Annotated in this window: 26 protein-coding genes; 19 read left to right on the top strand and 7 right to left on the bottom strand. The window is 75.1% G+C overall.

Annotation, left to right across the window (positions count from 1 at the left end; all coding sequences use genetic code 11):
* Window positions 1–11: 11 nt before the first annotated feature.
* Complete coding sequence (locus ISOVA_RS13590) at window positions 12–2,381, bottom strand: transglycosylase domain-containing protein (RefSeq protein WP_013839794.1); 2,370 nt, start codon at window positions 2,379–2,381, stop codon at window positions 12–14.
* A 107-nt stretch (window positions 2,382–2,488) separates the two neighbouring features.
* Between ISOVA_RS13590 and ISOVA_RS16580 the strand changes: the two genes are divergently transcribed.
* The 3 genes from ISOVA_RS16580 (at window position 2,489) to ISOVA_RS13580 (ending at window position 3,741) form a co-directional block, all read left to right on the top strand.
* Window positions 2,489–2,653: a Sp36 family protein gene (locus tag ISOVA_RS16580; protein ID WP_013839793.1), complete on the top strand. Its 165-nt coding sequence runs from the start codon at window positions 2,489–2,491 to the stop codon at window positions 2,651–2,653.
* Between the two features lie 2 nt (window positions 2,654–2,655).
* Window positions 2,656–3,126, top strand: coding sequence for a RidA family protein (locus ISOVA_RS13585; protein ID WP_013839792.1), 471 nt, complete (start codon window positions 2,656–2,658; stop codon window positions 3,124–3,126).
* A 207-nt stretch (window positions 3,127–3,333) separates the two neighbouring features.
* Window positions 3,334–3,741, top strand: a complete 408-nt coding sequence (locus ISOVA_RS13580) for a RidA family protein (protein ID WP_013839791.1) — start codon at window positions 3,334–3,336, stop codon at window positions 3,739–3,741.
* Between the two features lie 113 nt (window positions 3,742–3,854).
* Here the strand turns inward: ISOVA_RS13580 and ISOVA_RS13575 are convergent, their stop codons facing one another.
* Window positions 3,855–4,532: a Crp/Fnr family transcriptional regulator gene (locus tag ISOVA_RS13575; protein ID WP_013839790.1), complete on the bottom strand. Its 678-nt coding sequence runs from the start codon at window positions 4,530–4,532 to the stop codon at window positions 3,855–3,857.
* A 169-nt stretch (window positions 4,533–4,701) separates the two neighbouring features.
* Here ISOVA_RS13575 and nth point away from each other — a divergent pair, with 169 nt between their 5' ends.
* Window positions 4,702–5,433 carry an endonuclease III gene (nth, locus tag ISOVA_RS13570; RefSeq protein WP_013839789.1) on the top strand — a complete coding sequence of 244 codons (732 nt, stop codon included), beginning with the start codon at window positions 4,702–4,704 and terminating at the stop codon, window positions 5,431–5,433.
* A gap of 3 nt (window positions 5,434–5,436) precedes the next feature.
* On the opposite strand, the gene ISOVA_RS13565 is transcribed toward nth, so the two are convergent.
* Window positions 5,437–6,396: an alpha/beta fold hydrolase gene (locus ISOVA_RS13565; protein ID WP_013839788.1), complete on the bottom strand. Its 960-nt coding sequence runs from the start codon at window positions 6,394–6,396 to the stop codon at window positions 5,437–5,439.
* 16 nt (window positions 6,397–6,412) lie between these two features.
* A complete protein-coding gene (locus ISOVA_RS13560) occupies window positions 6,413–7,162 on the bottom strand; it encodes a winged helix-turn-helix transcriptional regulator (RefSeq protein ID WP_013839787.1) in 750 nt (249 codons plus the stop codon).
* Between the two features lie 289 nt (window positions 7,163–7,451).
* On the opposite strand from ISOVA_RS13560, the gene ISOVA_RS13555 reads away from it, so the two are divergent.
* Window positions 7,452–8,189 carry a hypothetical protein gene (locus tag ISOVA_RS13555; RefSeq protein WP_013839786.1) on the top strand — a complete coding sequence of 246 codons (738 nt, stop codon included), beginning with the start codon at window positions 7,452–7,454 and terminating at the stop codon, window positions 8,187–8,189.
* A gap of 31 nt (window positions 8,190–8,220) precedes the next feature.
* Here ISOVA_RS13555 and ISOVA_RS13550 read toward each other — a convergent pair whose 3' ends face one another.
* Complete coding sequence (locus ISOVA_RS13550; RefSeq protein ID WP_013839785.1) at window positions 8,221–8,886, bottom strand: YceI family protein; 666 nt, start codon at window positions 8,884–8,886, stop codon at window positions 8,221–8,223.
* Between the two features lie 164 nt (window positions 8,887–9,050).
* On the opposite strand from ISOVA_RS13550, the gene ISOVA_RS13545 reads away from it, so the two are divergent.
* Both ISOVA_RS13545 and ISOVA_RS13540 read left to right on the top strand, forming a co-directional pair.
* On the top strand, window positions 9,051–9,503 hold the full coding sequence (locus tag ISOVA_RS13545) for a thioredoxin family protein (protein WP_013839784.1): 453 nt from the start codon (window positions 9,051–9,053) through the stop codon (window positions 9,501–9,503).
* On the top strand, window positions 9,500–9,952 hold the full coding sequence (locus tag ISOVA_RS13540; protein WP_013839783.1) for a DUF4395 domain-containing protein: 453 nt from the start codon (window positions 9,500–9,502) through the stop codon (window positions 9,950–9,952). The genes ISOVA_RS13545 and ISOVA_RS13540 overlap by 4 nt, the downstream gene beginning before the upstream one ends.
* 10 nt (window positions 9,953–9,962) lie before the next feature.
* Here the strand turns inward: ISOVA_RS13540 and ISOVA_RS13535 are convergent, their stop codons facing one another.
* Window positions 9,963–10,334: a DsrE family protein gene (locus ISOVA_RS13535; protein WP_013839782.1), complete on the bottom strand. Its 372-nt coding sequence runs from the start codon at window positions 10,332–10,334 to the stop codon at window positions 9,963–9,965.
* Between the two features lie 153 nt (window positions 10,335–10,487).
* Here ISOVA_RS13535 and ISOVA_RS13530 point away from each other — a divergent pair, with 153 nt between their 5' ends.
* The 11 genes from ISOVA_RS13530 to ISOVA_RS13480 all read left to right on the top strand — a co-directional run bounded on the left by ISOVA_RS13530 (window position 10,488) and on the right by ISOVA_RS13480 (window position 19,441).
* Window positions 10,488–11,042, top strand: a complete 555-nt coding sequence (locus ISOVA_RS13530; RefSeq protein WP_013839780.1) for a heme-binding beta-barrel domain-containing protein — start codon at window positions 10,488–10,490, stop codon at window positions 11,040–11,042.
* A 10-nt stretch (window positions 11,043–11,052) separates the two neighbouring features.
* A complete protein-coding gene (gene ygfZ, locus ISOVA_RS13525; RefSeq protein WP_013839779.1) occupies window positions 11,053–12,225 on the top strand; it encodes a CAF17-like 4Fe-4S cluster assembly/insertion protein YgfZ in 1,173 nt (390 codons plus the stop codon).
* Window positions 12,222–13,355, top strand: a complete 1,134-nt coding sequence (locus ISOVA_RS13520) for an FUSC family protein (protein WP_013839778.1) — start codon at window positions 12,222–12,224, stop codon at window positions 13,353–13,355. Before ygfZ ends, ISOVA_RS13520 begins: the two co-directional genes overlap by 4 nt.
* Window positions 13,356–13,708: 353 nt before the next feature.
* Window positions 13,709–13,996: a type II toxin-antitoxin system Phd/YefM family antitoxin gene (locus ISOVA_RS13515; protein WP_013839777.1), complete on the top strand. Its 288-nt coding sequence runs from the start codon at window positions 13,709–13,711 to the stop codon at window positions 13,994–13,996.
* Window positions 13,997–14,011: 15 nt separating this feature from the next.
* Window positions 14,012–14,437: a type II toxin-antitoxin system VapC family toxin gene (locus tag ISOVA_RS13510; RefSeq protein WP_013839776.1), complete on the top strand. Its 426-nt coding sequence runs from the start codon at window positions 14,012–14,014 to the stop codon at window positions 14,435–14,437.
* Between the two features lie 9 nt (window positions 14,438–14,446).
* Window positions 14,447–14,776, top strand: coding sequence for a DUF2516 family protein (locus tag ISOVA_RS13505; RefSeq protein ID WP_013839775.1), 330 nt, complete (start codon window positions 14,447–14,449; stop codon window positions 14,774–14,776).
* Window positions 14,777–14,795: 19 nt separating this feature from the next.
* On the top strand, window positions 14,796–15,833 hold the full coding sequence (locus ISOVA_RS13500) for an asparaginase (RefSeq protein ID WP_233275906.1): 1,038 nt from the start codon (window positions 14,796–14,798) through the stop codon (window positions 15,831–15,833).
* A complete protein-coding gene (dtd, locus tag ISOVA_RS13495) occupies window positions 15,830–16,255 on the top strand; it encodes a D-aminoacyl-tRNA deacylase (protein WP_013839773.1) in 426 nt (141 codons plus the stop codon). The genes ISOVA_RS13500 and dtd overlap by 4 nt, the downstream gene beginning before the upstream one ends.
* Window positions 16,256–16,572: 317 nt before the next feature.
* Complete coding sequence (locus ISOVA_RS13490; RefSeq protein WP_013839772.1) at window positions 16,573–17,172, top strand: RNA polymerase sigma factor; 600 nt, start codon at window positions 16,573–16,575, stop codon at window positions 17,170–17,172.
* A 67-nt stretch (window positions 17,173–17,239) separates the two neighbouring features.
* Complete coding sequence (locus ISOVA_RS13485) at window positions 17,240–18,907, top strand: hypothetical protein (RefSeq protein WP_013839771.1); 1,668 nt, start codon at window positions 17,240–17,242, stop codon at window positions 18,905–18,907.
* A 102-nt stretch (window positions 18,908–19,009) separates the two neighbouring features.
* A complete protein-coding gene (locus ISOVA_RS13480; protein ID WP_013839770.1) occupies window positions 19,010–19,441 on the top strand; it encodes an OsmC family peroxiredoxin in 432 nt (143 codons plus the stop codon).
* A 245-nt stretch (window positions 19,442–19,686) separates the two neighbouring features.
* Here ISOVA_RS13480 and ISOVA_RS13475 read toward each other — a convergent pair whose 3' ends face one another.
* Window positions 19,687–20,808 carry an NAD-dependent epimerase/dehydratase family protein gene (locus tag ISOVA_RS13475; protein ID WP_013839769.1) on the bottom strand — a complete coding sequence of 374 codons (1,122 nt, stop codon included), beginning with the start codon at window positions 20,806–20,808 and terminating at the stop codon, window positions 19,687–19,689.
* 96 nt (window positions 20,809–20,904) lie between these two features.
* Between ISOVA_RS13475 and ISOVA_RS13470 the strand changes: the two genes are divergently transcribed.
* Entirely contained in the window at window positions 20,905–23,946 is a 3,042-nt protein-coding gene (locus tag ISOVA_RS13470; RefSeq protein ID WP_013839768.1) for an FAD-binding and (Fe-S)-binding domain-containing protein, read from the top strand.
* Window positions 23,947–24,174: the final 228 nt, after the last annotated feature.

The raw sequence follows: 24,174 nt of genomic DNA, 5'->3' as shown, positions 1-24,174 counted from the left end.
CCCGCGCCCGGTCAGTCGTCACCTCCGTCGCCGCCGTCACCGTCGCCGCCACCACCGTTGCCGCCGCCGTTGCCGGGGCCCTGGTCCCCGCCGCCGTCGCCGCCACCGCCGCCCTGGTCGCCGCCGTCGTTCGGCGCGGCCGGCGGGGCGGGGTTGGCGGGCGGGGCCGGCGCAGCGGGCCGCGACGGCGGAGGAGCCGGGCGGCTGGGCGCGGGCGGGTTGCCGATGAGCGCCGGGTCCGGCGGACCGAAGCCCTGGACCGGCAGCCCCTGGACGGCGACGTCCATGAAGGACTTCCACGCGGGCACGGCCACGCTCGAGCCGTACAGGACGCGGAAGAACTGGCCGTTGACGGTGATGCCGTCGGTGTGGTCCTCGGTCGCGCTCTCGATCGAGCCCACCCACACGGACGTCGCGAGGTTCGGCGTGAAGCCCGTGAACCACGTCTGCGCGGACAGCTGCGACGTACCCGTCTTGCCGGCGACCGGGCGGCCGTCGGCGAGCCCGCCCGCGCGCCGCGCGGTGCCGTCGGTGAAGACGCGCTCCATCGCGTACGTCACGGTGTTGGCGATGTTCTCCGGCAGCGCGTCCGGGTTGCAGTTCGCGTCGGGCACGTCGTACTCGGTGCCGTCCGGGCCCGTGACGCTCGTGATCGCGACCGGGTCGCAGTAGGTGCCGCCGCTGGCGAGCGTGGCGTAGACCGACGCCATCGACAGCGGCGTCGTCTCCTGGGTACCGATGACCATCGGCGCGAGGACGTCGATGTCCGTGCGCTCGGGCGCGGTGAGCACGCGCGGCGGCACGGAGGACGACGTCGGGCGGAAGCCCATGTCCCAGGCGGTGTCGCGCAGGGCGCACAGGTCGAGCTGGTAGCCCATCGACGCGTACGCCGTGTTGACCGACTCGTACGTCGCACGCAGCACCGAGATGTTGCCGGTGAGGAAGCCCTCGGCGTTGCGCGGTGCCCACGTGTCACGGCCGAGACCGCGGGGGAGGCACGGCGTGTTGAAGTTGCCGACGACGCGCTCGACGCGGTTGGCGTTGACCGTCTCGAGGAGCGTGTGCCCTTCCTTGAGCCACTGGGCCAGCACGATCGGCTTGAAGTTCGAGCCGGGCTGCAGGCCGCGCGACGCCCCGTGCAGGAAGTCGGCGGAGTAGTTCATCGTGGTCTGGCGCCCCGCCTCGGGGTCCTGCGGGTCGGTGAACGGCACGTTCTGCGCCATGGCCTTGATCTGGCCCGTGCCCGGCTCGACCGAGACGATCGCGGCCTCGAGGTGGCTCGGGTCCTCCGCGGGCACCGCCTCGGTGATCGACTTCTCGGCGGCCGCCTGCATCGTCATGTCGAGCGTCGTGTGGATGTCGAGGCCGCCGCGGTACAGCAGGGCCTCGCGGTCGGCCCGCGTCTCGCCGAAGGCGGGGCTGAGGACGATCTCCTTGGTGACGTAGTCGCAGAAGAACGCCGCGCCCTTCGCGCCGTGGCACCCGACCTCGACGGGCTTGACCTTGAGGGTCTCCTCGAGCGGGGTGTTCCGTGCCTCGTCGTACTCGGCGGTGGACAGGTAGCCCTGCTGCCACATCTTGTAGAGCACCGCGTCCCGGCGCTCCTGGGCCTTGGCAGGGTCGACCGTGGGGTCGAACGCGCTCGGCGCCTTCGTGACGCCGGCGATCGTCGCGGCCTCGACCGGCGTGAGGTCCTTGGACGACTTCGAGAAGTAGTACTGCGAAGCGGTCTCGACGCCGTAGATGTTGCGCGAGCCGAACTGCGCGACGTTGAGGTAGCCCTGGAGGATCTCCTCCTTGCTCATGCGCTTCTCGAGCGCGATCGCGAGCTTGGCCTCGCGCAGCTTGCGCGACATCGAGTCCTCGCGCGCCTCGAGCACGCCGAACGGGTCGTCCGCGACGACGGCCTGCTCGATGAGCACGTTCTTGACGTACTGCTGCGTCAGGGTCGACGCACCCTGGGTCGAGTTCCCGCCGAGGTTGTTGGCGAGCGCGCGGGTGATGCCTCGCACGTCCACGCCGCCGTGCTCCCAGAACCGCTCGTCCTCGATGGCGACGACGGCGTTCTTCATGTGCTCGGAGACCTCGTCGAGCGACACGACGATGCGGTTCTGCGCGTAGAACGTCGCCAGCAGCGTCCCGTCGCTCGCGTAGATGCGGGACTGCTGCGACAGCGGGCCCGGCTCGAGCTCGTCGGGCACCTCGTCGAAGATCTGCACGGTGCTGTTCGCCGCGACGTTCGCCGCCGCCACCAGCGGGACGACGAGTCCGGAGGCCAGGACGCCGCCCGCGCCGGCTGCCAGCAGGAAGGCGAGCAGGAGGGCGACGAGCTGCGTCGCCGACATCGTTCGCGTGATGCGGCGGGACTCAGGATTCGCCATGGCACCAGCCTACGTGGTGCCCATCGGCCGATCCCGAGAAGCCCCGGGCCCCGGTGTGCAGGTCCTGTGGACGGTGCGCGACGTCGTCGCGGGCTACGATCGGCCGCATGGCTACCACGTGGGAGTACGCGACGATCCCCCTCCTCATCCACAACACCAAGGCGATCCTCGACCAGTGGGGCGCCGACGGCTGGGAGCTCGTCCAGGTGGTGCCCGGCCCCGACGGCACCGGGCTCGTCGCCTACCTCAAGCGCCCGTCCGGCGGGCAGTGAGCGTGTCGGTCGACGCGCGCCTCGCGGAGCTCGGGATCACGCTGCCCGACGTCGCGGCCCCGGTCGCGTCCTACGTGCCGGCGGTCCGCTCGGGCTCCTCCGTGTACACCGCGGGGCAGCTCCCGTTCGTCGGCGGCTCGCTGCCGGCCACCGGCAAGGTCGGTGAGGGTGACGGGCTCGTCTCCCCGGAGGTCGCCGCGGACCTGGCCCGCACCTGCGCGCTCAACGCGCTCGCGGCGGTGCGCTCCGTCGTCGGCTCGCTCGACGACGTCGCGCGCGTCGTCAAGGTGACCGGCTTCGTCGCGTCCGACCCGTCCTTCACCGGCCAGCCGGGCGTCGTCAACGGTGCGAGCACCGTCCTCGGCGAGATCTTCGGCGACGCCGGCGTCCACGCCCGCTCCGCCGTCGGCGTCGCCGTCCTGCCGCTCGACGCGCCGGTCGAGGTCGAGCTGATCGTCGAGCTCGTCTCGTAGTTCGACGTTCCGCCCGCCGGCGGGGGTGTCATGCGTCGAAGTGCCGACGGGACGCCTCGATGTGGCCCAGGTACACCTCAGGGTTCCTCCGTCACCGAAAAGTGCGTTCTTCCACGTCACGTCACACTCTCCTACGCCCCCTCGGTAACACAAGTGACCACGGTGCGGCGGCATGCCGAGCCGGGGGCGACATCGAGGAGAACCATCGTGACCATCACCCTGACGAACCCGGCCGGGCTCCCGGAGGTCGGCGCCTACCACCACGTCGCCGTCGCGAGCCCGGGCCGGCTCGTCTTCGTCGCCGGCCAGGTGTCCTGGGACGCCGACGGCGTCACCGTCGGAGCGGGGGACCTGGCCGCCCAGGTCGAGCAGTGCTACGTCAACGTCGCCACCTCGCTCGCCGCAGCCGGTGCCACGTTCGACGACCTGGTCCGGCTGACCGTCTACGTGGTCGACTGGACGCCCGACAAGCTCCCCGTGTTCCTCGAGGGGGTCGCCCGGGCGGCGGCGAGGCTGGGCTCCACGCCGGCGCCGCCCGCGACCCTGATCGGCGTCGCGGCGCTCGACGTGCCCGAGCACCTCGTCGAGGTCGAGGCCACCGCCGCGGTGGGGTGACGCTCAGGTCCTGAGGACCGCAGGCGGTGCACCCAGCAGGACGGAGAGGGCCCTCGCGTCCGGTCGTGACCGGATCCGCGAGGGCCCTCCCTGTCTGCGGAAGCACGCAGCAATCAGCGAGCGCGCCGCTCCAGGCGGTCGATGTCGAGCAGCACGACGGCGCGGCCCTCGCGGCGGACCCAGCCGCGCGTGGCGAAGTCGGCGAGCGCCTTGTTGACCGTCTCGCGCGAGGCGCCGACGAGCTGCGCGAGCTCCTCCTGCGTGAGGTCGTGCGCGACGCGGATGCCGTCGTCGTTGGGCTCGCCGAAGCGCGCGGACAGGTCGAGCAGCGCCTTGGCGACGCGGCCCGGCACGTCGGAGAAGACGAGGTCGGCGAGCGTCTCGTTGGTGCGGCGCAGACGGCGGGCGAGGGCGCCGAGCAGCGTCGTCGCGACGTTCGGGTGCGAAGCGATCCACTGCACGAGCGCCTGGTGGCGCAGCTCGTAGACGAGCGCGTCCGAGACCGACGAGGCGGTCGCGGTGCGCGGGCCCGGGTCGAACAGCGACAGCTCGCCGAACATCTCGCCTGGCCCGAGGATCGACAGCAGGTTCTCGCGGCCGTCGCTCGAGCGGCGACCGAGCTTGATCTTGCCCTGCGCGATCACGTACAGGCGGTCGCCCGGCTCGCCCTCTCGGAAGAGGACGTCCCCGCGCGTCAGCTCGACGGGGGTCATGGACTCGAAGAGCGCCTTGGTCTCTTCGCTGTCCATGTCCGCGAAGAGGGGGGCGGAGAGCACGACGGTGTCGTCCACAGGATTCCTCACGTTGTCAGGGGCGGCGTACCTGCGTGGGGACGCGCGTCCGGGTGTGTCTGCACTATGTGTTCTAGTTCTCAGTCTGCCTCACGACGCCAAATCACGCGGGGGAGAGGGGCGCGCCCGGCCGGGTGTCGGAGGCGGTGGCTACGCTGCCCGTGTGGCTGTGACCGAGTCCGAGACCGCGCCCCCGACGCCGACCGGCGAGTCCCGTCTCGCGCTCGTCCGGCGAGCCCGCCGCATCGACCGGGAGCTCGCCAAGGCGTACCCCGACGCGCGGGCCGAGCTCGACTTCACGACGCCGTTCGAGCTGCTCGTGGCGACGGTGCTCTCCGCGCAGACGACCGACGTCCGGGTGAACGCGACGACGCCGACGCTCTTCGCGCGCTACCCCGACGCCGAGGCGCTCGCCGCGGCCGACCCGGCCGAGCTGGAGGAGATCCTCAAGCCGCTCGGCTTCTTCCGCGCCAAGACCCGCGCGGTGATCGGGCTGGCTCAGGCGCTCGTCGAGCGGTTCGACGGCGAGGTCCCGCCCCGCATGGAGGACCTCGTCACGCTGCCGGGGGTCGGGCGCAAGACGGCGAACGTCGTGCTCGGGAACGCGTTCGGCATCCCGGGCATCACGGTCGACACGCACTTCGGGCGGCTCGCGCGCCGGTTCGGGTGGACGACGGCGGAGGACCCGGTCAAGGTCGAGCACGAGGTCGGCCAGATCATCCCGAAGAAGGACTGGACGATGCTCAGCCACCACCTCGTGTGGCACGGGCGCCGCGTGTGCCACTCGCGGCGGCCGGCGTGCGGGGCGTGCCCCGTGGCGCGGTGGTGCCCGTCGTACGGGATCGGGGAGACCGACCCGGTGGCCGCCGCGAAGCTCGTCAAGCCCGGCCCGCGCGGCTGAGCCTCACGCGGTGGCGTCGACGACGGTCCCGCGCAGCCAGTCGAGCAGGATCTCGCTCAGACGGTCCGGCGCCTCCTCGGGGAGGAAGTGGCCGGCGCCGTCGACCACCTCGAACCGGAAGTCGCGGGCGAGCGCGGCGGCGTCGGCGTCGGCCAGCTCGCGCCGGACGAAGCCGTCCGCGCCGCCGTGCACCTGCAGCGCCGGGACTCCGACGGGACGGCGCACGGTCGACAGGTAGCGGCGCCCGTCGGGCCGCGGCGACGAGCGCACGGTCCACCGCAGCGACTCCATCGCGGTGTGCGCGGCGAACGGGATGCGCATGACCGTCCGGTAGCGCGCGACGGCGTCGGGCGAGAGCGGCCGTGCCGCGCCCGCGGCGAGGACGCGGTCGACCAGGTCGCCCTGCACGAGCTGCCGCTCGGGCAGCGTCGGCACCTGGTAGAACGCGAGCGCGCGCACCGCGGCCGGCGTGAGGAGCTGGCGGAACGAGGCGTGCATCCGCGCGGGGTGCGGTGCGGCGACGGCCGCGACGCCGGCGGTCACGGCGGGCTGGAGCGTCGCCATCGACCACGCGATCGCGCCGCCCGTGCTGTGCCCGACGACGACGGCCCGGTCGTGCCCGAGCGACCGCACGACGCCCGCGACGTCCCGCGTCCGGGTCGGCGTGTCGTAGCCCGACGGCGGCTTGTCGGAGCCCCCGACGCCGCGCAGGTCCATCGCCGCGACGCGCAGACCGGCGTCGGACAGCGCCTCGAGCTGGTGGCGCCACGCCCACCAGAACTGCGGGAACCCGTGCAGGAAGAGCACGAGCGGCGGGCGCGCGCCCGCGGACCGCTCCGGCCCGGCGACCGCCACGTGGAACCGCGCGCCGTTGGCCGGCACGAACTCGTGCCGCCACGGGCCCTCGACGAGGGCGGCGGTGTAGTCGGCGGGCGGGGAGGCGACGCTCACCCGCCGGAACATACCGGGCGCGAGCGTCTCAGCGCGACGTCCTGACCGACCGCGCGGCGCCGCCTGCGCCCTCGCCCTCGGTCTCCTCCGCCTCGACGCGGGGCTCGCGCGGCGGGTCGAAGCGGTACCCCACGTTGCGCACGGTGCCGATGAGCTGCTCGTGCTCCGGCCCCAGCTTGGCGCGCAGCCGCCGGACGTGGACGTCGACGGTCCGCGTGCCGCCGTAGTAGTCGTAGCCCCACACCTCCTGCAGCAGCTGGGCGCGCGTGAAGACGCGGCCCGGGTGCTGCACGAGGTACTTGAGGAGCTCGAACTCCTTGTAGGTGAGGTCGATGGGCCTTCCGCGCAGCCGGGCGGTGTACCCGCCGGCGTCGATCGCGAGCTCGCCCGCGGAGATCTCCTGCGGGCTCTCCTCCACAGGGCCGCGCGCGGAGCGCTCGACGACGAGCCGCAGCCGCGCCTCGACCTCGGCGGGGGAGGCGTTCTCGAGCAGGAGGTCGTCGGCGCCCCACTCGTGCGTCACGACGGTCAGGCCGCCCTCGGTGAGGATGAGCACGAGGGGCACCGTCAGCCCCGTCGCGTGCAGCAGCCGGCACGTGGTCCGCGCCGCGACGAGGTCGCGCCGCGCGTCGAGCAGCACGACGTCGGAGTCGGGCGCGTCGACGAGCGCCGACGGCTCCATCGGGAGCACCCGGACCTTGTGGTTGAGCAGCCCGAGGGCCGGCAGCACCTCGACGGACCCGCCGCTGGCGGGCGTGAGGATCAACAGCTCTGCCACTGGCACCTCCTCCCGGCGCGCCGGTCCGCGCGGTCGCTCCGGGGCCGGCCCCGGAGCGCACCGTCCGCGGACGCTGATCGCCAAGGTACCGTGCCCGCCTCGCGGCTCACACCTCCCGACACGCCTCTGTGAATGCGGGCAGTCTGCCCTGTCACGTGTTGCGCGGAGGTTAACGGCTCTTTACCTGGACACGTGCGGGGCGGCGAGGTGCCCGGTTCGTCACGCTCGCGTGACGAGGACGACCCCGCCGGGTCATGGCTCGCGGCACCCGTCTGGGAGACTCGTCGTCGTGACCCTGACCTCGCGCGCCGTGACGACCGCCGTCCTGTCCGCCGTCGTCGCCGTGACGGCCATCCTGGGCACCCTCGAGCTCGCCGCGGCGTCCGCGCTGCTCGTGCTGCTCCTCGCCGTCGGCTGGTCGCCCCTCCTGCGGCTGCCCTCCAAGGGGGGGCCGGCGCTCGTCCTCGCGCTGACCGGGCTCGGGGCCGTCGGGGTGGCGTGGGCCACCGAGGGCGAACCGGTGCTGCGCCACCTGCCGCTCGTCGTCGCGATGGGCCTCGTGCTCGCGTTCGTGGCCGAGATGCTGCGCGGGGGAGGGCGCCTGCGCCTCGTCGAGTCGGTGAGCGGCACCGTCACGGGCGTCGTCGCCGCCGTGGCGTGCGCGGGCTGGGTCGCCGCAGGCCGCTCGGAGGCCGGCGAGGCGCTCGTCGTGACGAGCGCCGTCGGCCTCGCGCTCGCGTCGGGCGTGTCGGCCCTGCGGTTCGCGGGCGGGTGGCTCGGGTCGCTCGCCGGCGTCGGGCTCGCGGGTGCGGCGGGTGCGGGCGCGGGTGCCGTCGTGCCCGAGATCGACCCGCTCACCGGCCTGCTGGCCGGCCTCGTCAGCGGCCTGGTCGTCGCCGCCCTGCGCCTGCTGTTCGAGCGCCAGCCCGCGCTCGCGCGCCGCCGTGCCGGTCTGTCGGCCGCCGCCCTGCCCGTCGCCGTCGGCGGCGTGCTGATCTTCGCCGTCGGCCGCGTCGTCGTCGGCTAGCACGCGCCGTTCCGCCGGCGCGGCGGAGCGCTCAGTCCTGGCGGATCGCCTCGCCCGCGAGCTCGATGCGCACGGTCTTGGCCACGAGGACGCCGCCGGCCTCGAGCGCGACGTTCCACACGAGCCCGTACTTCTCGCGCTCGAAGTCGGCCGTCGCGCTGAAGCCGAAGATGTCGCGGCCGTACGGGTCGCGGCCCGCGCCGCCGAACTCGGCGTCGAGCGCGATCGGGTGGGTGATGCCGCGGATCGTCAGCTCGCCGTGGAGCACGAACTTGGCGCTCGTGCGCGTGACCGCCGGCTTGAGCGTGGTGCTGCGCCCCGGCGTGCGGCCCTTGAGCGCGGCCCAGCTGAAGATCGGGTCGGGCGTGGTGCGCCACTCGATGCCCGTGCTGCGGAACTCGAGCGTCGGGTGGTTCTCGACGTCCAGGAAGTCGGGGCTCTTGAGGTGCGTGTCGCGGTCCTCGTTGAGCGTGTTGATCGACGCCGCGTCGATCGTCGCGGTGACCGACGACTCGAGCGGGTCTTCGGCGACGTGGATCGTGGCCGACCCGCTGCCGAACTCTCCGCGCACCGGGCTCACCATCATGTGCATGGCGAGGAAGCCGAGCCGCTTGTGCGCCTCGTCGAGCTGGTAGGTCCCGGCGGCGGGGATGACGAGGTCGTTCCAGGTGCGCGTGGGCGGCGGCGCGTCGGTCATCGTGTCCTCACAGTGTGCGGCGTCGTACGTGGCCCGACGTGCGGGGGTCCGCAGGAGGGGCTGCGAGTCCCGGGATCCGGTCATCGGGGGCGCCCGACTCGTCCACGGGGGAAGATGTCGCCCGGGGACAACTTCAAAATTAAAGCATCGAGGGGAGGGTGTACATGGGGATGCAGAGCGTCACACTAGCGGGACTCGTGCTCGTGACCGTCGTGCTCGGTCTGCTCTGGCGCTCGCGCCAGGGCGCCCTCCGCGCCCCGCGCGACGGCGTCGACTGGCTCGGATGGTGCCGCCGCACGGGCCTGGAGCCCGGCGGCCGCGCGACGTTCGTGCAGCTCTCGGCCGCCGTGTGCAGCCCCTGCCGGGCGACGGCCCGCGTGCTGTCGTCCCTCGCGGACGGCGAGCCCGGCGTCGTGCACGCCGAGCTCGACGTCGAGCAGCACCCCGAGCTGGTGCGCGCGGCGCGCGTGCTGCGCACCCCGACCGTCGTCGTGCTCGACGGCGCGGGCACCGAGGTGGCGCGCAGCAGCGGCGCCATGACCCCCGCCCAGGCGCGCGCGGCGCTCGCCGCGGCGCTGACCGATCCCGACGGCCCGAACCGAGGCAGGACCGCATGACCCCGACCATGCCCACCCCCGGACCCGCCGGCATCGACCCGCGCGGCCCGCGCTTCGCCGCGGGCGTGACCGCCGTGCTCCTCGCGGTCGTCGTGCTGCTCGGCGCGAGCACCCCGGCGCTCGTGCTGCTCGCGGTCGTCGCGGCGAGCTTCCTGGTCGGCGCCGTCGGCGGCGCCCACCGCACCTGGCAGGGCTGGATCTTCCGCACGCTCGTGCGGCCGCGGGTCGGCCCGCCGCGCGACCTCGAGGACCCGCGACCGCCGCGGTTCGCGCAGGGCGTGGGTCTTGTCGTGACCGGCGTCGGCGTCGTCCTCGGGCTCGCCGGGGTGCTGGCCGCGGTGCCGTGGGCGGCGGCGATCGCGTTCGTCGCGGCCGCGCTCAACGCGACGCTCGGGCTGTGCCTCGGCTGCGAGATGTACCTGCTGCTGCGCCGGGCGCGCTCCGCCTGAACCCGAGGGATCAGTAGACGAGCGCCTGGGCCCCGGGCCGCAGGACCTCCTCGGCGAACAGCGCGGCGCCGGCGATGCGCACGCCCGGCAGCACGTCGTCGGCCGTGATCCCGCGCCGCGCGGCGCACTGCGTGCACAGCGTCACGGTCCCTGCGGCGAGGACCGCCTCGAGCAGCTCGGACGCGGGGGCCGCGTGCTCGAGCGCCAGCTCGTCGGCCCGGCCCGGGAGCGCGAACCAGGCGGCCTCGCCCGTGAGCCACAGGCTCACCTCGGCGCCCGCGGCGACGGCGGCCGCCGCGACGGTGAGCGCCTGGTTCGCGGCCTCGGGCCGGTCGGTGCCGGACGTGGTCTTGATCACGAGCGGGCGGACGACGTCGGTCATGGCGCGACCCTACGCCAGGCCCGGCGGCTAGGATCGGCCCATGGACTACCACGCTCTCGAGGCCGTCTTCATCGGTCTGCTCGTCGCCGCGTCGGTGACGATCGTCTGGTTCGCCGGCTACGTCGTCTACAAGCTCTTCCAGGGTCAGCGCTGATGCCCTTCGCCTTCCCCGAGGGCCTCGCGCCCGAGGTGTACCCGCTCGCCTGGCTCGTCGGCAGCTGGCGGGGCGAGGGCATGATCGAGTACCCCGGCATCACCACGACGCCGTTCGTCCAGGACGTCGTCTTCGACCACGACGGCGGTCCCTACCTGCGCTTCGAGTCGACGCTGCGCGTCCGCTCGTCCGCGGCGGCCGACGGCGAGGCCGACGCCGACGCGTCCGACGAGCCGGACACCGTGTGGTCGACCGAGACCGGGTACTGGCGCATGTCGAGCGACCGGCCCGACGGCCTGACGGACGACCAGCACGCGATCGAGGTGCTGCTCACCGACGCATCCGGGCGGATGTCGCTCTTCCTGGGCGTCGTCGGCAAGGGCCGCATCGACCTCGCGACGGACTTCGTCGCGCGCACCGCCACCGCGGCCGAGGTCACCGCGGCGAAGCGTCTCTACGGGCTGGTCGAGGGCCGGCTCATGTGGGTCGAGGAGCTGGCCGCGTTCGGCCACCCGCTCGGCTCGTACGCCTCGGCGCAGCTCGACCGCCTCTGAGAGGAGCCCGATGAGCGAGTACACGAGCCCGCTGCTGTCCCGGCACGGGGCGGTCGCCGCCTCGGGTCCCGACGCGGGCGTCGCCTGGCACTACGGCGACCCCGTCGCCGAGCAGCGCGCCCTGGCGCGCGGCGGCGCCGTCGTCGACCAGTCGCACCTCGGGATCGTGCGGGTCGCCGGCCCGGACCGGCTCTCGTGGCTCCACTCGATCACCTCCCAGGACGTGCAGGCGCTGTCGCCGCGCACGTCGACCGAGCTGCTCGTGCTCTCGCCGCAGGGCCACGTCGAGCACGTCGCCGGCGTCGTCGACGACGGCGAGGCGACCTGGCTCGTCACCGAGCGCGACCACGCCGCCCCGCTCGCCGCCTGGCTCGAGCGGATGAAGTTCATGATGCGCGTCGAGATCGCCGACGTGACCGGCGACTACGCCGCGATCGGCGAGCCGGTCGCGGCCGAGGGCGCCGAGGGCGAGCCCGTGACGTGGTGGGACAGCTGGCCGCGCGTCGCGCCGGGCGGCACCCGGTACGGGCCCGCGCCCGAGGAGCACCCCGGCGCCGACCGGCCCTGGCGCCTCGTGCTCGTGCCGCGCGCGACGCTCGCCGCGGCCGTCGCGGAGCGGGAGGCCGCCGGCTGGCGGCTCGCCGGCACCTGGGCGACCGAGGCGCTGCGCGTCGAGGCGTGGCGTCCCCGGCTCGCGCTCGACGTCGACCACCGCTCGATCCCGCACGAGCTCGACTGGCTGCGCACCGCCGTCCACTTGCACAAGGGCTGCTACCGCGGCCAGGAGACGGTCGCGCGCGTGCACAACCTCGGCCGGCCCCCGCGCCGGCTCGCCATGCTGCACCTCGACGGGTCGCAGCACCTCGTTCCCGACGCCGGTGCGGACGTCCGCACGGACGGCCCGGACGGGCGCGTGGTCGGGACGATGACGTCGGTCGCGCAGCACCACGAGCTCGGGCCGATCGCGCTCGCCGTGCTCAAGCGCTCGGTCCCCGAGGACGCGGAGCTGACCGTGACCGGCACGGTGGGCACGGGCGAAGGCGCGCAGCCGCTCACGGTCGCCGCCGCCCAGGAGGTCGTGGTGCCCGGTGACGGCGTGTCGGCCGACCGCCCCGAGGTGCGCCGCGAGGTGATGCGCGGGCTGACGCCGCGCGGCGGGGACGTCCCGCAGAGCCTGCTGTGACCGCCGGGCCGGCCCTCGGGCCGGCGGGCGAGGCGGCGCGCACGGCGCTGCGCTCGCTGGGGCGCCGCATCCGCGTGCGCCAGGGCTGGGCCCGGGTGCGCACCGGGTTCTGGCCCGTCGTGCAGGCGTCGCTCGCCGCCGGCGCGGCCTACGGGTTCGCGCACCACGTGCTCGGGCACGCCCAGCCGTTCTTCGCGGCCGTCGCCGCATGGGTCTGCCTCGGCTTCAGCTTCGACCGCGAGCTGCGCCGGGTCGCCGAGGTCGCCGTGGGCGTGGCCGTCGGCGTGGCGATGGGCGACCTCGTCGTCCACCTCATCGGCTCCGGCTGGTGGCAGCTGACCCTGGTCCTCCTCGTCTCCGCGCTCGTGGCGCGCTTCCTCGACCGCGGGGCGCTCCTGACGACGCAGGCCGGCGTGCAGGCGATCGTCGTCGTCGGGCTGCCGGCGGCGAGCGTCGCGACCGGCGGCGCGCTCGGCCGGTGGACCGACGCGCTCGCGGGCGGCGGTGTCGCGCTCGCCGTCGCGCTCCTCACGCCGGGCGACCCGCGCCGTCGGCTCCGGGCGCTCGCCGGCGAGGCGACCGGCGAGCTCGCCGACACGCTGGAGGCGCTCGCCCGCGGCGTGCGCGAGCGCGACGCCGACGAGCTCGCCGCCGCGCTCGTGCGCGGCCGCGCCTCCGAGCCGGTGCTCGCCGACTGGCAGGACACCGCCCGGCACGCCGCCGAGCTCGCGCGCGTGAGCGTCAACCGGGTGCACCGCACCGAGATCCGGCGGCTGGCCGCCCAGGCGGTGCTCGTCGACCGGGCGATGCGCAGCGTGCGGGTGCTCGCGCGCCGCGCGCCGCTCGTCGTGCGGACGGGTGCCGCCGAGCTCGACGCGCTCGCCGACCTCCTCGACCGGTACGCGTCCGGCGTGCGGACGCTGGCCGCGGCGCTCGCGACCGGCACCGGGACCGACGGCGCGCGCGCCGAGCTCGCGGCCGTCGCCGCCGACGCCGACCCGCGCGCCGTCGCCGAGGGGCAGTGGCAGGTGCAGTCGCTCGTGCTGCTGCTGCGCTCGCCGGTCGTCGACACGCTCGAGGCGGCCGGCGCCTCCGCGGCGCAGGCCCGCGACGCCCTGCCCGAGATCTGACCCGCGACGTAGCGCGTTCTTCCGCGAGGTAGCGCGTTGCGCGGCGAGGTAGCGCCGTCGTCGTCCCCGACGGCGGTACGCGCGTCGGAGATGCCCGCGTACCTCGCCGACCCGAGCGCTACCTCGGCGGATGACGCGCTACCTCGGCGGCCGGAGCGCTACCTCGGCGGATGACGCGCTACCTCGGCGGCCGGAGCGCTACCTCGGCGGATGACGCGCTACCTCGGCGGCCGGAGCGCTACCTCGGCGGATGACGCGCTACCTCGCCGACCCGAGCGCTACCTCGGCGGGGGGAGCGCGACGGCACGCGCCGGGAGTGTCGGCGGGGCCGATCGGCGGTACGGTCGTCGCTCATGGAGGTCTCCGTCAGCGCGCTGCGCGCCGAGCTGAAGTCGTGGATCGAGAAGGCCCGCGCCGGCGAGGAGGTCGTCATCACGGACCGCGGCGTGCCGGTCGCCCGGCTGTCGGGCGTCGCGACGGCGGACCTCGTCACGGGCCTGGTGCGCGACGGCCTCCTCACACCCGCGCAGGCCGAGCGGCCCGTGCACTCGGTGCCCGCCGCGCCGGTGCACACCGCGGCGGCGCCCGCCGCGCGGCCGGCGTCGCGCATGTCGGACCTCGTCCGCCGCATCCGGCGCTGACCGGGCGCGACCGCCATGGCACTCGTCTACCTCGACGCGAGCGCGCTCGTGAAGCTGTGCGTCCCCGAGCCGGGCTCGGAGCTCGCGAGCGCCCTGTGGAACCGGGCCGACGTCGTCGTGACCTCGCGCCTCGCGGACGCCGAGGTGCGGGCGGTGCTCGCCGCCGGTGAGCGGGCCGGCGTCATCGACGCCGCGACGCGCGAGCGGGGCCTGGCGACGTGGGAGCGGCTGTGGCCGACGATGCACGTCGTCGAGCTCACGGCCGAGGTGAGCGCCCGGGCGGCCGAGGTGCTCGCAACCTCCAGCGTGCCGTTGCGCGCGGGCGACGCGGTGCACGTGGCGAGCGCGCTCGTCGTCGCGCACCCCGACACCGTCGTCGGCGCGTGGGACGAGCACGTCGCCGGGGCGGCACGGTCCCGGCACCTGCGCGTTCTCCCGTAGGCTCGGGGCGTGCTCTCCCAGGTGCAGTTCTTCGTGATGATGGCGCTGTCGCTGGCGGTGTTCGCGGTCCAGGTGGTCGCGTTCGTCGACGCGCTGCGCCGCCCCGCCCGCGCGTTCACCGCCGAGGGCAAGCTGAGCAAGAACGTCTGGCTGCTCATCCTGGGCATCGCCGCGGCGATCGGCCTTCTCGGCATCCCGACCGGCCGCGGCGGTGGCTTCGGCTTCCTCAACATCATCGCGGTGACCCCGGCGATCATCTACTGGGTCGACGTGCGGCCGCGCATCCGCCCGTACGGGGGCGGGGGCAACCGGCCGCAGGGCCCGTCGGGCGGCTGGTGATCGGCCGGTGACCGGGACGGTGAGGGCGAGGATCGCCGACGGCGCGGCCCCGCTGGCCGAGGTCGTGCGCGGCGGTCTCGTCGAGTCGGTCCACCTGGGCCACCTCGTGGTCGTGGACCCCGCGGGCGACGTCGTGCAGGCGGTGGGGGAGCCGACGGCGGAGATCTGGGCGCGCTCGTCGCTCAAGCCGCTGCAGGCCGTCGCGATGCTGCGCGCGGGCCTCACGCTGCCGGACCCGCTCCTCGCGCTCGCCGCGGCCAGCCACAACGGCGAGCCCCGGCACCTGGAGGGTGCGCGCGCGATCCTGGCCGGCGCCGGGCTGGGGCCCGAGGCGCTGCGCAACACCCCGGACCTGCCGCTGCACGCGCCCTCGGCCCTCGCGTGGCAGCAGGCCGGGCACGGCGCGGAGCGCATCACGCAGAACTGCTCGGGCAAGCACGCCGCGATGCTCGCGACGTGCGTCGCCGCCGGCTGGCCGACCGAGACCTACCTCGAGCCCGACCACCCGCTGCAGCGTGCGGTGCGTGCCGCCGTCGTCGAGCTCACCGGCGACGACCCGGCCCGCACGCGCGTGACCGTCGACGGCTGCGGCGCGCCGCTGTTCAGCTCGTCGCTCGTCGGGCTCGCCCGCGCGTTCGGCCGGCTGGCGGCCGCGGGGCGGGTGCCCGACGACGGCACCCCGGTCGCGCGCGTCGCCCGCGCGATGGCGGCGCACCCGGAGATGGTCGCCGGCGTCGGGCGCGAGGACACGCTCGCGATGCAGGCGGTGCCCGGCCTCGTCGCGAAGATCGGCGCCGAGGGCGTCTGCGCCGCCGGCCTGCCCGACGGCGGCGCGGTCGCGTTCAAGATCCTCGACGGCTCGTCGCGCCCGCGTCCCGCGATCCTCGCCGGCGCCCTGCTCGCGGCCGGCGCGGCGGAGGTGCCGGGTGCGGACGCCGCGGCGCTCGCCGAGGTCGGGAGCACGCCCGTGCTCGGCGGCGGCAGGCCGGTGGGCGAGGTGCGTGCCGTCGTCGGGCCCCCGCTCGCCGAGGCGCTCCCCGCGGGAGGTGCGGCATGAGGGCCGTGCTCCAGCGCGTGACCCGCGCGAGCGTCACGGTCGACGGCGAGGTCGTCGGCGCGATCGACCGACCCGGAGTCGTCGCGCTCGTCGGCGTGACGCACGACGACGGACCGGACCAGGTGGCGACCGTCGCGCGCAAGATCGCGGAGCTGCGCATCCTGCGCGACGAGCGCTCCGTCGTCGAGGAGGGTGCCCCCGTCCTCGTCGTAAGTCAGTTCACGCTCTACGGCGACGCGCGGAAGGGGCGCCGGCCCACGTGGTCCGCGGCCGCACCCGGGCCGGTCGCGGAACCGCTCGTCGACGGCGTCGTCGCGGCGCTCCGCGAGCGGGGGATCGAGGTGGCGACGGGCCGGTTCGGCGCCGACATGGCCGTCGAGCTCGTCAACGACGGGCCGATCACGCTCATCGTCGAGGCGTGACCCCCTGAGCGCGACGGCCCCCGGCGATGGATTCGGCGGGGGCCGCGCGTCGTCGGGGGACGCGTCACTCGTCCAACCCGGCGCTTCGGGGCGGTCGCACGGCTGGAGGACGTGGGCCGCGACGGCTGCAGCCTCGGCAGGTGCGCCGACGCGGCGACCTGCACGAACAACGCTACTGGCCCCCCGGGACCGGTGGGTACGGGTGCAGGGTGAAAGTCGGGGTGACTTCCTGCAAGGATGCTGCGCGACACGACACAGGTCTGGATAGATGGTGCCGAGATCGGCGCCGTACGCGCCGACGACGGCAGGAGGAACCCGTGCCCCCGGGTGAGACGACCGATCACGACGACGCATGGTTCGACGCGCTCTTCCAGGAGCACGCGTCCGCGATCCACCGGTACTTCGCCCGTCGGCTGCCGGCCTCCGCCGGGGGCCGCGCCGACGAGGCCGAGGACCTGGCCGCCGAGGTGCTCGCCACGGCGTGGCGACGCCGTGACGACGTCCCCGCCGGTGCCGAGCTGCCCTGGCTGTACCGCACGGCCGGGTTCGTCCTGGCGAACCACCGGCGCAAGGCGCGCGCGCTGCCCGTGGCGGCCGTGCCCGACGAGCCGGACGACGTCGACCCCGAGAGCATGACCCTCGACGACGACCGCCTGCGCCGCGTCCTCGCGAGGCTCACGCCGCGTGACCGCCGCATCCTCCTGCTCGTCGCGTGGGACGGGCTCGACGGCGCCGCGCTCGCCGAGGTGCTCGGCGTCTCGCGCGGCGGTGCCGACGCCGCGCTGTCCCGCGCGCGGGCGCGCCTGCGTCTCGCGTGGGACGAGGAGACCGACGGCACGGACCGTGCGTCGGCCGGCGCGTCCGCCGGTGCGTCCGTCCGGTCGGACGACGGCGACGCGCAAGCCCGGACCCGCTGACGACACAGATGGGGTGCGGGCCGCGGAGGCGAGACAGCCTCCGCGGGGCCCGCACCAGGAGGTCGAGATGAACCACAAGGACGAGGCCCGGGAGCCTCAGGACGCCGTCGAGCCCGAGGAGACCGCCGAGCCTGCCGAGGCGGACGTCGTCGACGGGACGGACGTCGCGGACGAGACCGACGCCGCGGACGAGACCGACGCCGTCGACGCGCCGGAGTCGCGAGCCGAGGACGCGGACGCGGGCGACACCGACGGCGAGGCCGACGACGCGGGCGACGACGCGGCCGACGAGGCCGCGGGCGAGGCGCACGGCGGTGCCGGCGCGCGCGAGACCCCGGTGGCCGTGGTCGACCGCGACCCGGTGTTCGAGCGGCTCGTGGCCGCCGACCCCGCCGCGGACGTCGAGCCGCGCCTGGGCGTGCTACGCGCCAAGGTCGACGAGGCGCGCGCGGTGGGCCCGCAGGACCGCACGGGCGAGACGCCGGTCGTCGCCGGGGCGGCCGCAGGGCCGGTCGACGAGCTCGCGACCCGGCGTGCGCGCCGGCGCCCGTGGCTCGCCGCGGCGGCCGTCGCCGGTGTGCTCGCCGTGGGTGGCGGCGGCTACGCGGCCGGCACCGCGGGCCTCCTGGCCGGCGGCGCGGGCGGCGGGTCGGACGCCACGACTCTCACCACCGCTGAGTCGGGCGGTGCGGACCAGGGTGTGGCCGAGCCGGCCGTGCCGCACGGCGGGGCGGGTGGTGGTGGCGGCGACGCCGCGGCTTCCGAGGACGCCGCTGCGCGCGCGGCAGGCGGCGGCATGGCGGACTCGACGTACCCGACGTGGTTCGAGGGGCGCGCGATCTTCCGCGCGTCGGGCCTCAGCACCGACGCCGGCACCGCGGAGGCGTACGCGCTCGACGCACGCGCCGTCGTCACGCAGGAGTCGGCGCAGCGCCTCGCCGCCGCGCTCGGCGTCGAGGGCGAGGCGCGCTGGGAGTTCGGGTCGTGGATGGTCGGGTCGCAGGACGGCCAGGCGCCCACGGTGTGGCTGTCGGCCGACGGCAGCGCCTACTTCAGCTTCAACGACCCGAGCGTCGACCCGTGGCGGTGCGAGACCGCCGCCGACGGTGCCGAGTCGTGCCCGACCCCGGCCGCGACGCAGCTCTCGGACGACCAGGCGCGGCAGGCGCTCGTCGACGTCATGACCCGGATCGGGCTCGACCCGGCCGGCTACGAGATCGAGGTCCAGCCCTCGCAGGGGCAGGACCCGGTCCGCTGGGCGATCGCCTACCAGGTGGTCGACGGCAAGCGCACGGGCGTCCAGGTCAGCGCCAGCGTCGGGGACGCCGGTGTCGCATGGGTCGACGGTGCGCTCGCGCAGCCGGTGAGCATCGGGGAGTACCCGGTGATCAGCGCCGCCGAGGCGGTCGAGCGGCTCGGCGACCCGCGGTTCTCCGGCTCGTCGTGGCCCATCGCGTTCGCCGAGCAGGGCACCCCCGCGCTCGAGGAGCCGGTGGCTCCGGGGCAGGACCAGCCGACGCCGCCGCCCGCACCGCCGGCGCCCGGCTCGTCGATCTCCTGGCCCGTCTCGGAGGTCACGATCACGCAGGCCCGGCTCGGGCTCGCGCAGCACCACCAGCGCGACGGCTCGGTGCTCGTCCTGCCGACCTACGAGCTCAGCGACGCGCAGGGCAACGCGTGGTCCGTGATCGCCGTGGCCGAGGACGCCATGGACTTCACCGCACCCAGCCGCTGATCCGTGTCAGAAGCAGGGTGGGCTCCGTCCCACCCTGCTTCTGACGCGTCGGGCCGCTACGGTCGACCTGACCCGTCCCTGACGTCACGAAGGAGTCATCCCATGGCCGTCCGCACCGCACGCACCGCCTGGAACGGAACGCTCGAGGAGGGCTCGGGCCAGGTCGAGCTGACCAGCTCGGGCACCGGGACGTTCGACGTCTCGTGGCCGCGCCGCGCCGGCGACGAGGCGCAGGGCGTCACGAGCCCCGAGGAGCTCATCGCCGCGGCACACTCGTCGTGCTTCTCGATGGCGTTCTCGGGCGAGCTCGGCAAGGTCGGTGGCACGGCCGAGCAGGTCGAGGTCACCGCGGACGTCACGTTCGTCCCGGGCCAGGGCATCACCAAGATCGCGCTCGCCGTCCGCGGGTACGCGTCCGGCGTCGACGAGGCGGCGTTCCGCTCCGCCGCCGAGGCCGCGAAGACCGGGTGCCCGGTGTCGCAGGCGCTCGCCTCCGTCCCCGAGATCACGCTCGACGTCACCTACGAGGGCTGACGAGGTAGCGCTCCGCTCGCCGAGGTAGCGCTCCGTACGCCGAGGTAGCGCGTTTCGCGCCGAGGTAGCGCACGTGCCCGACGTCGGTACCGGCGTCGGGCACGTGCGTCTCTGTTCGTCGCCGATCGGTCGCCGGAAGGTGACGTGCAGGGACGGAGGTCGCGCTACTTCGCCGCGCCGAGCGCTACCTCGCGGGAGAAACGCGCTACCTCGCGACGAAACGCGCTACCTCGCGACGAAACGCGCTACCTCGCCAGGGGCGGGGTCGGGAAGTCGACCTTCTCGACGATCGCGTCGACGGCCTCGCGCACGGCCTCGGGCCCGGTGCGGGTCGGCGCCCAGCGCAGCACGGTGCGGGCCCGCGTCGAGTCGAGCACCGGCCCGTGCATCCCCATGTCGAACCAGCCGGCGCCGATGGCGGAGAGCCGCGCCCGCCACGCGGCGCCGACGACGCCGCGCGCGAACCCCGGCGTGACCTCGACCAGGCGCCCGCCGGCGAGCGTGTCGGCGAGCACCTGGCCCGTGAGCACGCCGTCGGCGGCGAGGTTGAACGCGCCGGGGTGACGCCCGACGATCGCGGCGCGGAACGCCTCGGCCACGTCGTCGGCGTGCACGGCCTGCAGCCGCATGCCGGCCGGGAAGGGCAGCAGCGGGAGCCGCGCGCCGTCGTCGGGCGCGGTGACGTCGTCGTCCGAGCGCCAGCCGCGCAGGAGCCCGCCCAGCACGTCGCCCGGCGTCCCGGCCGCGGCGCGCAGCCCGAGGGCCGCGGGACCGCCGAGGAAGTTCCGCACGATCCCCGTCGCGGCATCACGCTGGAACACCAGCGCCGGCCGCATCCGCGTCACGACCGGGCGGCGGCGCGCGGCCTCGAGGTCGTCGAGCATGCGCTCGACCGCGACCTTGTCGACCGAGTACGGCTCGGACGCGATCCCGCGCGTCGGCCAGGCCTCGTCGACGGGGTGCCCGTCGGCCGGCCCGCGCGAGTACGCGCCGACCGACGACGCCACCACGAGGTGCGGCACGTGGTTGCGCACGACGGCCTCGACCACCCGCCGCGTCCCGTCGACGTTGACCCGGCGCAGCCGCGAGCGGTCGCGGCTCGGCTGGATGGCCCAGGCGAGGTGGACGACCACGTCGGCCCCGCGCAACGCCTCGTCGAGGCCGGCCGTCACGGCGTCGACGGTGTCGGTGAGGTCGACGCGCACCCACTCGGTCTCGTCGTGGGGGAACTCGACCGTGCTCGAGCCGTCCGCGCGCGGCACGCGGCGGGCCACGCCCACGCGCGACGTGACGACGGGCTCGCGCGCCAGCGCGCGCAGCACGGCGGTCCCGATGTTGCCGCTTGCTCCGATGACGACGACGCGCACGTCACCGACGGTATTCGCCGACGGGCGACCTCGCGCGGCGGTGCGGGCGGTGGGACGTCCCGGCACCGCGTCGCGACGGGTGCAAGAATCGGGGCCGTGCCTGCCCCCACCACGACGACCCAGACGCCGGACCGGACCGACGCGGAGCTCGCCGCGGCCCGTCGCGAGGCCGAACGGGCGGCGGCCGAGGCGCGCGAGGCGGTCGCGACCGCGCTGCGCACGGTGGTGACGGGCGACGTCGACACGAGCACGCGCCGTCGGGCCGAGTACTCGACCGACGCGTCGAACTACCGGGTCGTGCCCGACGTCGTCGTCTTCCCGCGCAGCACCGACGAGGTCGTCCGTGCGCTCGACGTCCTCCGGGAGCTCAAGGTCCCGGTGACCGCGCGCGGCGCCGGGACGTCGGTCGCGGGCAACTCGGTGGGCACCGGCGTCGTGCTCGACTTCTCGAAGCACCTCGGCGCGGTCCTCGAGGTCGACCCCGACGCCGGCACCGCCGTCGTCGAGCCCGGCACGATCATGTCGACGCTGCAGAAGGCCGCGGCCCCGCACGGGCTGCGCTTCGGCCCGGACCCGTCGACGCAGAACCGCGCGACGCTCGGCGGGATGATCGGCAACAACGCGTGCGGCCCGCACGCCGTGGCCTACGGCCGGACGGCGGACAACGTCGTCGAGCTCGACGTCGTCGACGGGCGGGGTCGCCGGTTCACGGCCGGCGCGGGGGACCCGACGTTCGCGGCGGTCCCGGGCCTGGCCGAGCTGGTCCGCGAGAACCTGGCGCTCATCCGCACCGAGTTCGGCCGGTTCGGCCGGCAGGTCTCGGGGTACTCGCTCGAGCACCTGCTGCCCGAGAACGGCTCGGACCTCGCCAAGGCGCTCGTGGGCACCGAGGGCACGCTCGTGACGGTCCTCGGCGCGACGCTGCGGCTCGTGCCGACGCCGAGCGCGCCCACGCTCGTCGTGCTCGGCTACCCGGACATGCCGGCGGCCGCCGACGACGTGCCCGCGCTCCTCTCGCACGACCCGCTCGCGATCGAGGGGCTCGACGCGCGCCTGGTCGACGTCGTGCGCCGCGCCAACGGCGACGCGTCGGTGCCGCCGCTGCCTTACGGCGCGGGCTGGCTCATGATCGAGGTCGGCGGCGCCACGCAGGAGCAGGCGCTCGAGCGCGCCGAGCTCATCGTCGAGATGTCGTCGGCGATCTCGTCGGAGATCCTGCCCGCCGGCCCGGCGGCGACGGCGATGTGGCAGATCCGGGCCGACGGCGCGGGCCTCGCCGGCCGCACGCCCGCCGGGGAGCAGGCGTGGCCCGGTTGGGAGGACTCCGCCGTCCCGCCCGAGCGGCTGGGCGACTACCTGCGCGACCTCGAGGCGCTCATGGGGCGCTACGGCGTCGACGGCCTGCCCTACGGGCACTTCGGCGACGGGTGCGTGCACCTGCGCATCGACCTGCCGCTGGAGACATCCGGCTCGGTGCTGCGCACATTCATGCTCGAGGCGGCCGAGCTCGTCGCGAAGTACGGCGGGTCGCTGTCGGGCGAGCACGGGGACGGCCGGGCGCGGTCGGAGCTCCTGCCGCTCATGTACTCGCCCGAGGCGATCGCGCTCATGGAGAAGTTCAAGGCGCTGTTCGACCCCGAGGACGTCCTCAACCCCGGCGTCGTCGTGCGGCCGCGCGGCGTCGACGACGACCTGCGGCGGCCCGCGGCGCAGGCGGTGCCGTCGCGGTCGGGCGTCGGCGCTCGCGGCCTGGCCGGCCCGACGCCGCTGCGCGGCATCGCGAAGAAGGCCGGCTACGCGGGGTTCAGCTTCGCGCACGACCACCACGACATGACCACGGCGGTGCACCGGTGCGTCGGCGTCGGCAAGTGCCGCGCGGACACGTCGGGGTCAGGCGGGTTCATGTGCCCGAGCTACCGCGCCACGAAGGACGAGAAGGACGTGACGCGCGGACGGGCGCGCGTGCTGCAGGAGGCGGTCAACGGCACGCTCGTGGGCGGGCTCACCGCGCCCGAGGTGCACGAGTCGCTCGACCTGTGCCTGAGCTGCAAGGCGTGCTCGTCCGACTGCCCGGCCGGCGTCGACATGGCCCAGTACAAGTCCGAGGTCCTCTACCGCACGTACAAGGGGAAGCTGCGGCCGGTCGACCACTACGCGCTCGGCTGGCTGCCGCGGTGGGCGCGGCTCGCGGGCACCATGCCGCGGTTCCTCAACCGCGTGCTGCGCGTGCGGCCCATCGCCAAGGCGGTGCTCTGGGCCGGTGGCATGGACACGCGCCGCCAGGTGCCCGAGTTCGCCGAGGTGCCGTTCCGGACGTGGTGGCGGCGCGGGGCGGCCACGCACGGCGTGCCCGGCCTGGCGCTCGGCCAGGAGCCCGGCCGCCCGGTCTCGCCCGGCGGGCGGCCGCGCGTGGTGCTGTGGACCGACTCGTTCAGCGACACCCTCTCCCCGTCGGTGCCCCAGGCGGCCGTGCGCGTGCTCACCGCTGCCGGGTACGACGTCGTCGTGCCGGACAAGCAGGCTTGCTGCGGCCTCACGTGGATCTCGACCGGGCAGCTCGACGGCGCGCGCAAGCGGCTGTCGTCGCTGCTGTCGGTGCTCGGCCCGTACGCGGTCAACGGCATCCCGATCCTGGGGCTCGAGCCGTCGTGCACCGCCGTGCTGCGCTCCGACCTGCTCGACCTGTTCCCCGACGACCCGCGTGCGCACGCCGTCGCCGGGGCCACCCGGACGCTCGCCGAGCTGCTCACCTCGCCGGACACCGCGCCGTCGGCCGACAGCGGCTGGTCGATGCCGGACCTGTCCGACCTCACCGCCGTCGTCCAGCCGCACTGCCACCAGCACTCGGTCATGGGCTTCGCCGCCGACGAGGCGCTCCTGCGGTCGGCGGGCGCGACCATCCGCGTGCTCGCCGGGTGCTGCGGGCTCGCGGGGAACTTCGGGATGCAGCGCGGGCACTACGACGTGTCGGTCGCCGTGGCCGAGAACGCGCTGCTGCCGGCGCTGCGGTCGCGGGGCGACGGCGAGGCGTTCGTGGCGGACGGGTTCTCGTGCCGGACCCAGGCCCTGCAGCTCGAGGGTGTGGAGGGCAAGGCGCTCGTCGAGATCCTGGCCGAACGCCTCCCCACCGCGAAGTAGCGCTGGCTCCGCCGAGGTAGCGCTCGTTTCGCCGAGGTAGCACTGCGCGTGCCGAAGTAGCGCGTTTCTCGCCGAGGTAGCGCATTCTTGCGCGAGGTAGCGCAATCGTCGCGGGTGCCCGACGGCGGTACTCGTCCTCGTGCGCTACCTCGCCGCGTGCGGCGCTACTTCGCGGGATTCCCGCGCTACCTCGCCCGATCGCGCGCTACCTCGCCGGATCCTGCGCTA

Source organism: Isoptericola variabilis 225 (assembly GCF_000215105.1).
GTDB classification, from domain to species: domain Bacteria; phylum Actinomycetota; class Actinomycetes; order Actinomycetales; family Cellulomonadaceae; genus Isoptericola; species Isoptericola variabilis_A.
Note: the sequence above shows the minus strand (reverse complement) of the source record. Positions and strands in the feature narration are given on the sequence as shown.